Origin of the sequence: Roseobacter sp. GAI101, from assembly GCF_000156335.1 — a bacterium.
Taxonomy (GTDB): Bacteria; Pseudomonadota; Alphaproteobacteria; order Rhodobacterales; family Rhodobacteraceae; genus Sulfitobacter.
Genome location: NZ_DS999213.1, coordinates 2,158,075 through 2,171,487 on the forward strand (window position 1 = coordinate 2,158,075; position 13,413 = coordinate 2,171,487).

The window sequence follows — 13,413 nt, forward strand, 5'->3', positions numbered from 1 at the left end:
GCAACCATTCGGACTTTGGGCATCCAAGTTGAATTTTTGGTTAACTCAACCGAGACAATAGGCAGCACCCTATTATTGCTGCGCTGCGGCGGGTTTGGACTTGAAGTTTTCATCTAAAAATGCAGACCTGCGCGCAACATTATTTCTTCGGAGACTCACATCATGTCGAAAATCACCCGCCCCTTACGCTCCGTCCTCTATATCCCCGGCTCGAAGGACCGTGCCCTGGACAAAGCGCGCGGCCTGCCTGCTGATGCGATTATCTTTGATCTTGAAGATGCCGTGATCCCCGAAGAAAAAAGTGCGGCGCGCGAAACGCTGGCACAGGCACTGAAAGACGGGGGCTATGGCAGCCGCTACAAAGTGATCCGCATCAACGGGCTGGACACGGAATGGGGCGCGGACGACGCCCGTGCCGCCGCGACGATGGATTGCGATGCTATTCTATTGCCCAAGGTCGGCAGCCCCGCGGATCTGGACGCACTTGCCGCAATCACCGGCGACATTCCCTTGTGGGCCATGATGGAAACCCCGGGCGCGATGTTGAACGCCGCCGCCATCGCCGCACATCCGAAACTGCAATGCATGGTCATGGGCACCAATGACCTGAACAAGGATCTGCAAACCCGCGTCCGCGCTGACCGCCTGCCTCTGTTGACCGGTCTTGGCCTGTGCGTGCTGGCGGCCAAGGCCTACGGGATCGCGATCATCGACGGCGTCTACAATGCCTTCAAGGACGACAAAGGCCACCGCGTTGAATGTGACCAAGGCCGCGACATGGGTTTTGACGGCAAGACACTAATCCACCCTGCACAGCTGGACGTGGCGAACGAAGCGTTCTCACCGTCAGAGGCCGAAGCAGACCTTGCCCGCCGCCAGATCGCAGCGTTTGACGAAATGCAGGCAACAGGTCAGGGTGTAGCAGTCGTGGACGGCCGCATCGTGGAAAATCTGCATGTTGCAACCGCACGCGAAACATTGGCAAAACTGGACGCAATCGCGGCCCTACAAGCGGAGTAGCCCCATGATGGCACTTTTGATCCTCGGCATGATCCTTTGGGTCGGTGCACATTATTTCCGGCGACTGATGCCCGACCAACGCGCCGCTCTTGGCAACAAGGGAAAAGGCATGATTGCCGTGGCGATTGTGGTGGCTTTGGTGATGATCATCATCGGCTACCGCGGCGCGGCGTTCATCAACGTCTGGTATCCGCCCAGTTTCCTGACCCACGTCAACAATCTGCTGATGGTTCTGGCGTTCTGGGTCTACGGGTCAAGCGCTGCCAAAGGTGCCAAGGCCTGGCCCGCCAACAAGACCCGCCACCCGCAACTGATGGCAGTGAAAATCTGGGCCGTCGCGCATTTGCTGGTGAACGGTGACCTTGCGTCGATCATCCTGTTTGGCGGCATGCTGGCCTGGGCTGTCGGATCCGTCATCCTGATCAACAAGGCCGAACCGAATTGGACACCGCCCCCCGCCGCAGGCAAGGCGACCTATATCCGCCTCGTCGTGATCACGGCCGTCGTGCTGGTCATCGTCATAGGCATCCACACGTGGCTTGGCGTCTCGCCGTTCCCCTGAAACAGTCCGCCCCTAACCTGAAAGTACCCGCATGAAACTTTACCGTTTCCTGTCCGAAGAGGACACCTCCGCCTTTTGTCATAAGGTCACCGATGCCCTGAACAAGGGTTGGGAACTATACGGCACCCCCACCCAGACATTCGACGCCGCCGCAGGTGTGATGCGCTGCGGTCAGGCCGTCACCAAGGAAGTCGAAGGCACCTATACGCCCGACACCAAGCTGGGGGCGCATTGAATGGCCGTCACGAAAACCAACGCGGGCCGTTTTTTTGAAGACTATAAAGTCGGACAGACCCTGAACCACGCGGTGCCCCGCACCGTAAAGGGCGGCGAACGCGCCTTGTATCATGCGCTTTACCCGGCACGACACGCGCTTTACTCGTCCGATCAATTCGCCCAAACCTGCGGCCTGCCATTCAGCCCGATGGACGACATGATCACCTTTCACATCGTCTTCGGCAAATCCGTGCCCGATGTGTCACTGAACGCCGTTGCCAATCTGGGCTATGCCCAAGGCCGCTGGCTGGCCCCCGTCTGGCCTGGCGACACCCTGCGGTCAGTATCCGAAGTGATCGGCCTAAAACAGAATTCGAACGGGAAAACCGGCGTGGTCTATGTACGTACCGCTGGCTTTAACCAGGACGATACCAAGGTGCTCGAGTATGTACGCTGGGTAATGGTGCGCAAACGCGACTTCGACGCCCCGGCCCCTGCCGAAGTCGTGCCGAACCTGCCAAAAGCGCTGAGCGTCGGGCAGTTGCATATTCCCGACGATCTGGATTTCAGCAACTACGACTTCACCCTGGCCGGCGAACCGCACCGCTGGAACGACTACGAGGTAGGTGAAAAAATCGACCACGTTGACGGCGTCACGATCGAAGAAGCCGAACATATGATGGCCACCCGACTGTGGCAAAACACAGCAAAGGTCCATTTCGACACCTCGGCGCGCCCCGACGGGTCGCGGCTGATCTACGGGGGCCACGTGATTTCGATGGCGCGTGCGCTGTCGTTCAACGGCTTGGCCAATGCGCAAATGATCGTCGGGCTGAACAGCGGGGCCCATGCGAACCCCTGTCTGTCGGGTGACACCGTCCGTGCATGGTCCGAAGTTCTGGACAAGGCCGACACATCCGCCCCCGGCGTCGGTGCGATCCGGCTGCGGTTGGTGGCAACCAAGGGCGGCGATCCGTTCAAGCTGAAGGGTGACGATGGCAAGTACCTGCCCGATGTGCTGCTGGACCTGGATTACTGGGCATTGATGCCAAAGTGAAATCACTGCTCTTGCTCGTGCATACAAAGGCTTGCTGACCAAGCAGACACACAGCTGTTAAATCAGTACAAGCCGGGTCCGCACATCGACCAACCGTTCGAAGCGGGCCCCGGCAACCAGTCCGATCCATATCGGTGCGGATAGATGTTGTTACCGGCCATGAAACCCGCTCTGTGGTTGCCACGTTTGACATATTTCTAACCCTGTTTGTAGCATTGATGACCACCTTCGCGCCTTGTGGTGAGCCCGTGACCTTGTGCGACCCCTCCTTGCCGAGCGCCATAATTTGCGGTGAATTTAAACCGCATTTGCGTCAAATTGCCCTATGAGGGCCGACGTGTGCGCCAACAAACAAGTGATTCTCTTACCACATTTGATATTTTGTGATCACACGATAAATACGTGTGATCACAAATGTCGCTTTTGTTTGGAAAATCCTGTATTTCCCGAAAAAACTGTTTACCCAGTATCAAGACTAAATCGTATACCGCGATTTGACTGGAACAAAAAACGGGACCGTTTTTCATGAACATCCACGAATATCAGGCGAAAGCCCTCTTGCGCAGCTACGGCGCGCCAGTATCCGACGGTCGCGTCGTGCTGAAAGCAGAAGACGCGAAAAATGCCGCTGGCGAAATGGATGGCCCCCTTTGGGTGGTCAAGGCCCAGATTCACGCCGGTGGGCGTGGCAAGGGGTCTTTCAAAGAAGCCGACGCTGGCGAAAAAGGCGGCGTGCGCCTGACGAAATCCGTCGAGGAAGCCGCTGAAGAAGCCAAGAAAATGCTGGGCCGCACCTTGGTCACGCACCAGACCGGCCCCGCCGGCAAGCAGGTCAACCGCATTTACATCGAAGATGGCTCGGGCATTGAAACCGAACTGTATCTTGCGCTGCTGGTCGACCGCCAGACCGCTCGCGTCGGGTTTGTCTGTTCGACCGAAGGCGGCATGGACATCGAAGAGGTCGCCGAGTCGACACCCGAGAAGATCATCAGCTTTTCCGTTGACCCGGCCACGGGCTTCCAACCGTTTCACGGCCGTCGCGTCGCCTTTGCGCTTGGCCTTGAAGGCAAGCAGGTAAAGCAGTGCGTGACCCTGATGGGTCAGCTGTACAAAGCCTTCACCGACAAAGACATGGAAATGCTCGAGATCAACCCGCTGATCGTGACCGACAGCGGCGACCTCAAGGTGCTGGATGCCAAGGTCAGCTTTGACGGCAACGCCATGTACCGTCACGCCGACATCGCCGAGCTGCGCGATACCACCGAAGAAGACAGCAAGGAACTCGAAGCGTCCAAGTACGATCTGAACTACATCGCTTTGGACGGTGAAATCGGCTGCATGGTCAACGGTGCCGGTCTGGCGATGGCCACGATGGACATCATCAAGCTTTATGGCGCTGAACCAGCCAACTTCCTTGACGTTGGTGGCGGTGCGACCAAGGAAAAAGTCACCGAGGCGTTCAAGATCATCACCTCCGACCCGCAGGTCAAAGGCATTCTGGTCAACATCTTCGGTGGCATCATGCGCTGCGACGTCATCGCCGAGGGCGTGATCGCCGCGGTCAAGGAAGTGGGCCTGAAGGTTCCGCTGGTCGTCCGTCTGGAAGGCACGAATGTTGAGCAGGGTAAAGAGATCATCAAGAACTCCGGCCTTGATGTGATTGCTGCCGACGATCTGAAAGACGGTGCACAGAAGATCGTTAAAGCAGTCAAAGGCTAAGGCATTAGGGTAAAGGAAAGACCGATGGATAATTCCCCTCGCACATCGCCTCTGTTGGCGGGCTTGGCACTGGTTGGCGCGGGACTGGCCCTGCGCCAGATCCAGCCGTCGGTCTTGGCCTTGCCCGAACCGGATGGCCTTGACCGCAACGACAGTGGTGTCCGCCGCGCCGCGCGCAAGTCGCGGGACGGTCTGGCAAGTGTACTGCCCAGTAATTTGACAGGCTCCATCGGGCGGTCGTTGATGATCATGGGCCTTGGCCTCGTGACCATTCGCGCGCTTGATGCGCTCGTCGATGACAAAGATGCGCTATACTGATGCGATTGACTGCTTTTCTTTTGGCCGGCCTCGCGCTTGGCACCCCGGCATTGGCCCAAGGGCAGAACGCGGCAATTGCTGCGTTCAATGCGTGGTGCTTCAAGGCTGGCCAGACGGAAAGCAGCATACGCTCCAATATGGAGCGTAGCGCAGGCTCCCCCCTGCCCTTTGATCTGGTGTTCTGGGACGTGTCGCTTGAACCGGTCTCGCAAGATCTGCCCAAGGGCGTCGAACGTCGCTGCGAAGTCTCTTTCGCGGGGGATCACACCGACGACGCCATCACGGGGCTGCGCAAGCAAATGGCGACACCTCCGGTTTTCGGCACGCAAATCCCGTTGCCCGACACACATCAAGCGTTGGCCGGCACAGCCTTGATCGAAGGGCGGGAACTACTGGCCGGACGTGTGGCCGTCGTGCATGTCGGACAGCGGGACACCAAAACCTTCATGGCCGTTGATCGTTTGTTTGACGGTCTCGGGCAGCCAGGGAAGGGTGGATAATATGCTGCGACATCCATCCTTGCTGCGGGTTTTCAAAACAGGCCTGACCGCCGCATACCGATCCAGATCAATACCTTCACAAGACGCGCCCTACACGGCCGCGACTTTCTAAATATACCACGCACATCTCGTGCGTATTCATGCAAGACAGGAGGGCCTCATGGCCGTACTCGTAGACGAAAACACCAAAGTGATCTGTCAGGGCCTCACCGGCTCGCAGGGGACATTCCACACCGAACAGGCGATTGCCTATGGGACGAAGATGGTCGGCGGTGTGACCCCCGGCAAAGGCGGCCAGACGCATCTGGACCTGCCCGTGTTCAACTCTGTCCACGAAGCCCGCCACGTGACTGACGCAAACGCGACCGTCATCTATGTGCCGCCCCCCTTCGCCGCCGACAGTATCCTTGAGGCGATCGACGCCGAAATGGAACTGATCGTCTGCATCACCGAAGGTATCCCGGTGCTGGACATGATGCGCGTCAAGCGCGCGCTGGACGGGTCGAAATCCCGCCTGATCGGGCCGAACTGCCCAGGCGTCATCACGCCCGATGCCTGCAAGATCGGCATCATGCCCGGCCACATCCACAAGCGCGGGTCCTGCGGTGTTGTATCGCGGTCCGGCACGTTGACATACGAAGCGGTCAAGCAGACCTCTGATCTGGGCCTTGGCCAATCCTCTGCCGTCGGCATCGGTGGCGACCCCATCAAAGGGTCCGAGCATATCGACATCCTGGAAATGTTCCTCGCCGATCCTGAAACTCATTCGATCATCATGATCGGTGAAATCGGCGGCTCTGCCGAAGAAGAAGCGGCGCAGTTCCTGGCAGACGAGAAAAAGAAGGGCCGTTGGAAGCCCACAGCTGGCTTCATCGCCGGTCGCACGGCCCCTCCCGGTCGCCGCATGGGCCACGCCGGTGCCATCGTTGCCGGCGGCAAGGGTGACGCGGAATCCAAGATCAACGCGATGCGCGAAGCAGGCATCGTGGTTGCGGACAGCCCTGCGACCTTGGGCGAAGCCGTCCAGGAAGCCATCAACAAAGGGTAACACCCATTGGCCGGGCGCGCACACCGCATGCCCGGCTTACCATATCAATCCGTTGCGCTCTCATCAGAGGTATCGCCATGACCGACCACCCAGCAAACGACCAGTTTCATGATTCCTCTTTTCTCGAGGGGCAGAACAGCACGTATCTCGAAGCGATGTATGCGCGCTATGCCAATGATCCGACGGCGGTCGACGACGCATGGCAAGCATTCTTCAAGGCGATGGATGATGATGGCGAAGACGTAAAGGCCGAGGCCGCCGGTCCATCCTGGGCGCGCAGCGACTGGCCCCCCATGCCGCAGGATGATCTGACGGCAGCACTTACAGGGCAGTGGCCCGCACCGGTTGAAACCAAAGCCGCTGGTCAGAAGATTGTCGAAAAAGCCGCCGCCAAGGGCGTGGAGCTTTCGGATGCGCAGGTACAGCGCGCCGTGCTGGACAGTGTCCGTGCGTTGATGTTGATCCGCGCCTACCGCATTCGCGGCCATCTGGCCGCCGATCTTGACCCGCTTGGTATGCGCGATACCGGCGGGCAGCCCGAGCTTGATCCCGAAGCATATGGCTTTACCCCGGCCGACATGGACCGCCCGATCTTTATCGACAATGTGCTTGGCCTGCAGATTGCCACGATGAAACAGATCGTCGACATCGTGAAGCGCACCTATTGTGGTACATTCGCGCTGCAATACATGCATATTTCGAACCCCGAAGAAGCATCGTGGCTGAAAGAGCGGATTGAAGGCTACGGCAAGGAAATTCACTTTACCCAGAACGGTCGCAAGGCCATCCTGAACAAACTGGTCGAGGCCGAAGGCTTTGAGAAGTTCTTGCATGTCAAATACATGGGCACCAAGCGTTTTGGTCTGGACGGCGGCGAATCCCTGATCCCCGCGATGGAACAGATCATCAAACGTGGTGGCCAGTTGGGCGTTCAGGACATCGTCATCGGCATGCCCCACCGCGGGCGCCTGTCCGTGCTCGCCAACGTCATGCAAAAACCTTACCGCGCGATTTTCAACGAATTCCAGGGCGGGAGTTTCAAGCCCGAAGACGTCGATGGATCGGGCGACGTGAAATACCACCTAGGTGCATCTTCGGACCGCGAATTTGACGGCAACACCGTGCACTTGTCGCTGACTGCCAACCCGTCCCACCTTGAGGCGGTGAACCCCGTGGTTCTGGGCAAGGTCCGCGCCAAGCAGGACCAGTTGAACGATCCCAACCGGATCAAGGTCATGCCGATCCTGCTGCACGGCGATGCGGCCTTTGCCGGTCAGGGTGTCGTGGCGGAATGTTTCGCGCTGTCCGGCCTGCGCGGTCACCGTACCGGCGGGACCATGCATATCGTGGTGAACAACCAGATCGGTTTCACCACCGCGCCGCATTTCAGCCGCTCCAGCCCCTACCCGACCGACAACGCGCTTGTGGTCGAAGCTCCGATTTTCCACGTGAACGGGGATGATCCCGAAGCGGTGGTTCATGCCGCCCGCGTGGCCACCGAATTCCGCCAGAAGTTCCACAAGGATGTGGTTCTGGACATCATCTGCTACCGCCGCTTCGGTCACAACGAGGGCGATGAACCGATGTTCACCAACCCCGTGATGTATCAGAAGATCAAAAAGCAAAAGACCACGCTGACGCTCTATACGGATCGTCTGGTCAAAGATGGCCTGATCCCCGAGGGCGAGATCGAGGATATGAAAGCCGCCTTCCAGGAGAAGATGAACACGGAATTCGAGGCCGGCAAAGAGTACCGCCCCAACAAGGCTGATTGGCTTGATGGCAAGTGGTCGCATCTCGATAAGGCGAAGGAAAAGAAGTACCAGCGCGGCAAGACCGCGATTGCCGAAGAGACGATGGCCGAAGTTGGCAAGGCGCTTACCACGGCACCGTCCGATTTCCCGGTACACAAGACCATCACGCGTCTGCTGGATGCCAAGGCCGAAATGTTCAAGTCAGGGACAGGCTTTGACTGGGCCACGGCCGAAGCGCTGGCGTTCGGGTCCCTGTTGACTGAAGGCTACAAGGTGCGCCTTGCCGGCCAGGATTCCGCGCGCGGCACATTTTCGCAACGCCATTCCGCCCTGATCAATCAGGAAAACGAAGACCGTTATTACCCGCTAAACCACATCCGCGAAGGGCAGGCAGAATACGAGGTCATCGATTCAATGCTGTCCGAATATGCGGTTCTTGGTTTTGAATACGGCTATTCCTTGGCCGAACCGAACGCCCTGACCCTTTGGGAAGCGCAATTCGGTGATTTCGCCAACGGCGCGCAGATCATGTTTGACCAGTTCATCAGCTCGGGCGAAAGCAAATGGCTGCGCATGTCCGGTCTCGTCTGCCTGATGCCGCATGGCTACGAAGGGCAAGGGCCTGAACACTCCTCTGCCCGTCTTGAGCGGTTCCTGACCATGTGTGGCGGGGACAACTGGATTGTCGCCAACTGCACCACGCCTGCGAACTATTTTCACCTGCTGCGCCGCCAATTGCACCGCAGCTACCGCAAGCCATTGATGTTGATGACCCCGAAATCCTTGCTGCGTCACAAGATGGCAGTCAGCAAGACCGAAGAATTCACCACCGGTTCCAGCTTTCACCGGGTTTTGTGGGATGATGCGCAGCAGGGTAATTCGGAAACCACGCTGGTTGCAGATGACAAGATCAAGCGCGTCGTGATGTGTTCGGGCAAGGTCTATTATGATCTGCTCGAAGAACGCGATGCCCGCGGGATCGACGACATCTACCTGCTCCGGTTTGAACAATTCTATCCCTTCCCCGCTCAATCCGCGGTCAAGGAACTGGAACGCTTCAAGAATGCTGAAATGGTTTGGTGTCAGGAAGAACCCAAGAACCAGGGGGCCTGGACCTTTATCGAACCCAACATCGAATGGGTTCTGGGCCGGATCAATGCCACACACACCCGCCCCGTCTACGCCGGGCGCGCCACAGCCGCTTCGCCCGCCACGGGCCTTGCCTCTCAACATAAAGCACAACAAGCAGCACTCGTTAACGACGCGCTGACCATCGAAGGAAAATAACCATGACAAGCGAAGTACGCGTCCCCACCTTGGGCGAATCCGTTACCGAAGCGACCGTGGCGACATGGTTCAAGAAACCCGGCGACAGCGTCGAAGTCGACGAAATGCTCTGCGAGCTGGAAACCGACAAGGTTACCGTCGAAGTGCCTAGCCCTGTGGCCGGAACATTGGCGGAAATCGTCGCCGCAGAAGGCGAGACTGTCGGCGTTGACGCCCTGCTGGCCAACATCTCCGAAGGTGGTGAAAAACCAGCCGCCAAGGCAGAAAAGCCCGCTGCCGAAGCCAAGGAAGATGCACCTGCCGCGGGCGGTGACACCGTTGATGTCATGGTCCCGACCCTTGGTGAATCAGTCACAGAAGCGACGATCAGCACCTGGTTCAAGAAAGTCGGCGACACCGTTGCGGCGGATGAAATGCTGTGCGAGCTTGAAACCGACAAGGTCAGCGTCGAAGTTCCTTCGCCCGCTGCAGGCACTCTGACCGAGATTCTGTTCGAAGAAGGTGCCACCGTCGAGGCAAACGGCAAGCTTGCCGTGATCACGGAAGAAGCCGGCGGCGCATCCGCGACGTCCGGCACGCCCGAAACCACGGCCAAGCCCGGCGGCCGCGATGCATCCCCCTCGACATCTTCCGGTGACATCGAAGACGCGCCATCAGCCAAGAAGGCAATGGCCGAGGCAGGCATCACACGCGATCAGGTCACCGGCACCGGCCGCGATGGCCGCGTGATGAAGGAAGATGTGGCCAAGGCGGTTTCCGCGGGTACATCTGCTGCGAAACCAGCACCCGCCGCCGCACCACGCGCCCCTTCGGCCCCCCAGGATGCCGCGCGCGAAGAACGGGTCAAAATGACCCGCCTGCGCCAGACAATCGCCCGCCGTCTGAAAGACAGCCAGAACACCGCCGCGATGCTCACGACCTATAACGAGGTCGACATGACGGAAATCATGGCGCTGCGGAACGAATACAAGGATCTGTTCCTTAAAAAGCATGGCGTCAAACTGGGCTTCATGTCCTTCTTCACCAAGGCCTGCATCCACGCGCTGCACGAAGTCCCCGAGGTGAACGCCGAAATCGACGGTACCGATGTTGTTTACAAGAACTATGTGAACATGGGCATCGCGGCAGGCACTCCCACCGGCCTAGTAGTCCCCGTAATCAAAGACGCCCAGGACATGTCCTTTGCCACGATCGAAAAATCGATTGCGGACATGGGTGCCAAAGCGCGCGATGGCAAGCTAAGCATGGCCGAAATGCAAGGCGGCACATTCACCATCTCGAATGGTGGCGTCTATGGCTCGCTGATGTCTTCGCCGATCCTGAACCCACCGCAATCGGGTATCTTGGGCATGCACAAGATCCAAGACCGCCCAATGGCCATCAATGGTCAGGTCGTGATCCGTCCGATGATGTATCTTGCCCTCAGCTATGACCATCGCATTGTCGACGGCAAAGGGGCGGTCACTTTCCTAGTGCGCGTCAAAGAAGCGCTAGAAGACCCCCGCCGGCTGCTGATGGATCTGTAAAAACCGCGTGGCGGGTGCATAACCCGCCACGCTGAACGAATGGTGCGCGAAAGCGGCGAAAGGATATCCGATGACAGAAACGACAATACTTGCTGCCTATGGTCTTCTCGTGCTTCTGACGATCCTTCTTCAGGTTCTTGGCGGGATGCAGCAGCTTAGCCTCGGCTACCTGATGTCCTCCCGTGATGAATCGCGCACCGTGACCGGCATGACCGCCAGACTTGGGCGCGCACTGAACAACTCGGTGGTGGCGATGGCACTTTTCGCGCCGGCGGTCCTGATCCTTGTGCTGCTGGACAGAACCAGTTCCGCCAGCTTGCTTGCCGCACAGGTTTTCCTGATCGCACGTATCGTCTACCTGCCCGTCTATGCCTTCGGCATCCCGGCTGTGCGCACTCTGGCGTGGCTTGCAGGCTTCGCCGCCACGGCTTTCCTGTACCTCCTCGCGCTTTAGCGGATCGAAATCTCCATGACACCCGAACTGACTGTCCTCATCCTCACCACGTTGCTGCAAATCGTGACCTTCGTCCTCTACGCGATCCCAGCGAACCGCGAACTTGGCCCCGGCTACACCATGTCCGCACGCGACCGTGAACCGACCCGCAAGATGTCAGACCGGACGGCCCGCCTCGGCCGCGCGATGGACAACACGTTCGAGGCTCTGATCCTCTTTGGCATCGCCGCCATCGTGATCACCCTCACGGATCAAAGCACCCCCTACACCGCACTGCTGTCTTGGATTTTTCTCGCTGCCCGTATCGTTTACATCCCCGCCTACGCTTTCGGCTGGCGTCCCGGCCGCTCACTGATCTGGGCTGTAGGCTTCACCGCCACGACGCTCATGCTGATCGCAGCCCTATTCTGATCTTCCAAATGGGCCTAAATCCCGGGGGAGTGCGCTTGCGCACGGGGGCAGCGCCCCCTAGCCTACCCCTCGACCACCACACGGCCTGAAACACCCACTCGTCCGACCTTCTCAAGGAGACCTCCCATGTCCAGCTACGATGTCATCATCATCGGCTCCGGCCCCGGCGGCTATGTATCCGCCATCCGCTGCGCCCAATTGGGCCTCAAGACCGCCTGCGTCGAAGGGCGCGACACCCTGGGCGGCACCTGCTTGAACGTCGGCTGCATCCCGTCCAAGGCTCTGCTGCACGCGACCCATATGCTTCACGAGGCTGAACATAATTTCGGCGAGATGGGTCTGAAGGGCAAAAGCCCCTCGGTCGACTGGAACCAGATGCAGGCCTATAAGCAGAACACCATCGATACCAATACCAAGGGCATCGAATTCCTGTTCAAAAAGAACAAGATCGACTGGATCAAAGGCTGGGCCACGATCCCCGAGGCCGGCAAGGTCAAGGTCGGTGACGACATTCACGAAGCGAAAAACATCATCATCGCAACCGGATCCGAACCGGCGTCCCTTCCCGGTGTTGAGGTAGACGAGAAAGTCGTTGTCACCTCGACCGGCGTATTGTCGTTGAACAAGGTGCCCAAGAAGATGGTCGTCATCGGCGCGGGCGTGATCGGGTTGGAAATCGGATCGGTCTATGCCCGTTTGGGCAGCGACGTCACCGTGGTCGAATACCTCGATGCGATCACGCCCGGCATGGACGCCGAAGTGCAAAAGAACTTCATGCGTATCCTGAAAAAACAGGGGATCAACTTCATCATGGGGGCAGCAGTGCAAGGCACAGAGGCGTCCAAATCCAAGGCGAAAGTCACTTATAAACTGCGCAAGGATGAAAGCGAACATACGCTGGATGCAGATGTCGTGCTTGTCTCGACCGGTCGCAAACCGTTCCATGACGGGCTCGACCTCAACGGTCTCGGCGTCGAGATGACCAAGCGCGGCCAGATCGCCGTGAATGATCATTGGGAAACATCCGTCAAAGGCATCTATGCGATCGGCGACGTGATCGAGGGCCCGATGCTTGCGCATAAGGCGGAAGACGAAGGTATGGCGGTCGCCGCGGTCGTTGCGGGCAAGCATGGCCACGTGAACTACGGCGTGATCCCCGGCGTAATTTATACCCACCCCGAAGTCGCAAATGTCGGCATGACCGAAGAACAACTGAAGGAGGCCGGACGCGCCTACAAGGTTGGCAAATTCAGCTTTATGGGCAATGCCCGCGCAAAGGCCGTTTTTGCAGGCGAAGGGTTTGTGAAAATCATCGCCGACAAGGATACAGACCGCGTTCTGGGGGCCCATATCATCGGGCCAGCGGCAGGCGATCTGATCCATGAGGTCTGTGTGGCCATGGAGTTTGGTGCATCTGCAGAAGATCTGGCAATGACCTGCCACGCCCACCCGACATATTCCGAAGCGGTGCGCGAAGCAGCCCTCGCCTGTGGAGACGGCCCGATCCATATGTGATCGGATTGCGACAATCTTGCGTCTGG

Annotated in this window: 13 protein-coding genes; all 13 read left to right on the forward strand. The window is 58.6% G+C overall.

Translation table 11 applies throughout. The annotated features are described in order from the left end of the window. Positions 1-162: 162 nt before the first annotated feature. On the forward strand, positions 163-1,020 hold the full coding sequence (locus RGAI101_RS10025) for an HpcH/HpaI aldolase/citrate lyase family protein (RefSeq protein ID WP_008229284.1): 858 nt from the start codon (positions 163-165) through the stop codon (positions 1,018-1,020). Positions 1,021-1,024: 4 nt separating this feature from the next. Next, positions 1,025-1,582, forward strand: coding sequence for an NnrU family protein (locus RGAI101_RS10030; protein ID WP_008228076.1), 558 nt, complete (start codon positions 1,025-1,027; stop codon positions 1,580-1,582). 31 nt (positions 1,583-1,613) lie between these two features. Continuing rightward, the gene (locus RGAI101_RS10035; RefSeq protein WP_037227927.1) at positions 1,614-1,817 is read left to right on the forward strand and encodes a DUF1737 domain-containing protein; all 204 of its coding nucleotides are present in this window, start codon (positions 1,614-1,616) and stop codon (positions 1,815-1,817) included. Beyond that, positions 1,818-2,855 (forward strand): MaoC family dehydratase, encoded by a 1,038-nt coding sequence (locus tag RGAI101_RS10040; RefSeq protein WP_008227778.1) that lies wholly within the window; start codon positions 1,818-1,820, stop codon positions 2,853-2,855. It begins immediately after the preceding gene. Between the two features lie 525 nt (positions 2,856-3,380). Then, positions 3,381-4,574, forward strand: a complete 1,194-nt coding sequence (sucC, locus tag RGAI101_RS10045) for an ADP-forming succinate--CoA ligase subunit beta (RefSeq protein WP_008228686.1) — start codon at positions 3,381-3,383, stop codon at positions 4,572-4,574. Positions 4,575-4,598: 24 nt separating this feature from the next. After that, entirely contained in the window at positions 4,599-4,892 is a 294-nt protein-coding gene (locus tag RGAI101_RS10050; RefSeq protein WP_037227929.1) for a hypothetical protein, read from the forward strand. Next, positions 4,892-5,392, forward strand: coding sequence for a hypothetical protein (locus RGAI101_RS10055; protein WP_008229227.1), 501 nt, complete (start codon positions 4,892-4,894; stop codon positions 5,390-5,392). Before RGAI101_RS10050 ends, RGAI101_RS10055 begins: the two co-directional genes overlap by 1 nt. A 160-nt stretch (positions 5,393-5,552) precedes the next feature. Continuing rightward, positions 5,553-6,440 carry a succinate--CoA ligase subunit alpha gene (gene sucD, locus RGAI101_RS10060; RefSeq protein WP_037227931.1) on the forward strand — a complete coding sequence of 296 codons (888 nt, stop codon included), beginning with the start codon at positions 5,553-5,555 and terminating at the stop codon, positions 6,438-6,440. Positions 6,441-6,517: 77 nt separating this feature from the next. After that, entirely contained in the window at positions 6,518-9,481 is a 2,964-nt protein-coding gene (locus RGAI101_RS10065) for a 2-oxoglutarate dehydrogenase E1 component (RefSeq protein WP_008228740.1), read from the forward strand. Between the two features lie 2 nt (positions 9,482-9,483). Beyond that, a complete protein-coding gene (odhB, locus tag RGAI101_RS10070) occupies positions 9,484-11,007 on the forward strand; it encodes a 2-oxoglutarate dehydrogenase complex dihydrolipoyllysine-residue succinyltransferase (RefSeq protein WP_008226009.1) in 1,524 nt (507 codons plus the stop codon). A gap of 70 nt (positions 11,008-11,077) precedes the next feature. After that, a complete protein-coding gene (locus tag RGAI101_RS10075) occupies positions 11,078-11,461 on the forward strand; it encodes an MAPEG family protein (protein WP_008227657.1) in 384 nt (127 codons plus the stop codon). A gap of 15 nt (positions 11,462-11,476) precedes the next feature. Beyond that, positions 11,477-11,872 carry an MAPEG family protein gene (locus RGAI101_RS10080; protein WP_008228278.1) on the forward strand — a complete coding sequence of 132 codons (396 nt, stop codon included), beginning with the start codon at positions 11,477-11,479 and terminating at the stop codon, positions 11,870-11,872. Between the two features lie 126 nt (positions 11,873-11,998). Beyond that, on the forward strand, positions 11,999-13,387 hold the full coding sequence (gene lpdA, locus RGAI101_RS10085; RefSeq protein WP_008227510.1) for a dihydrolipoyl dehydrogenase: 1,389 nt from the start codon (positions 11,999-12,001) through the stop codon (positions 13,385-13,387). Positions 13,388-13,413 lie beyond the last annotated feature (26 nt).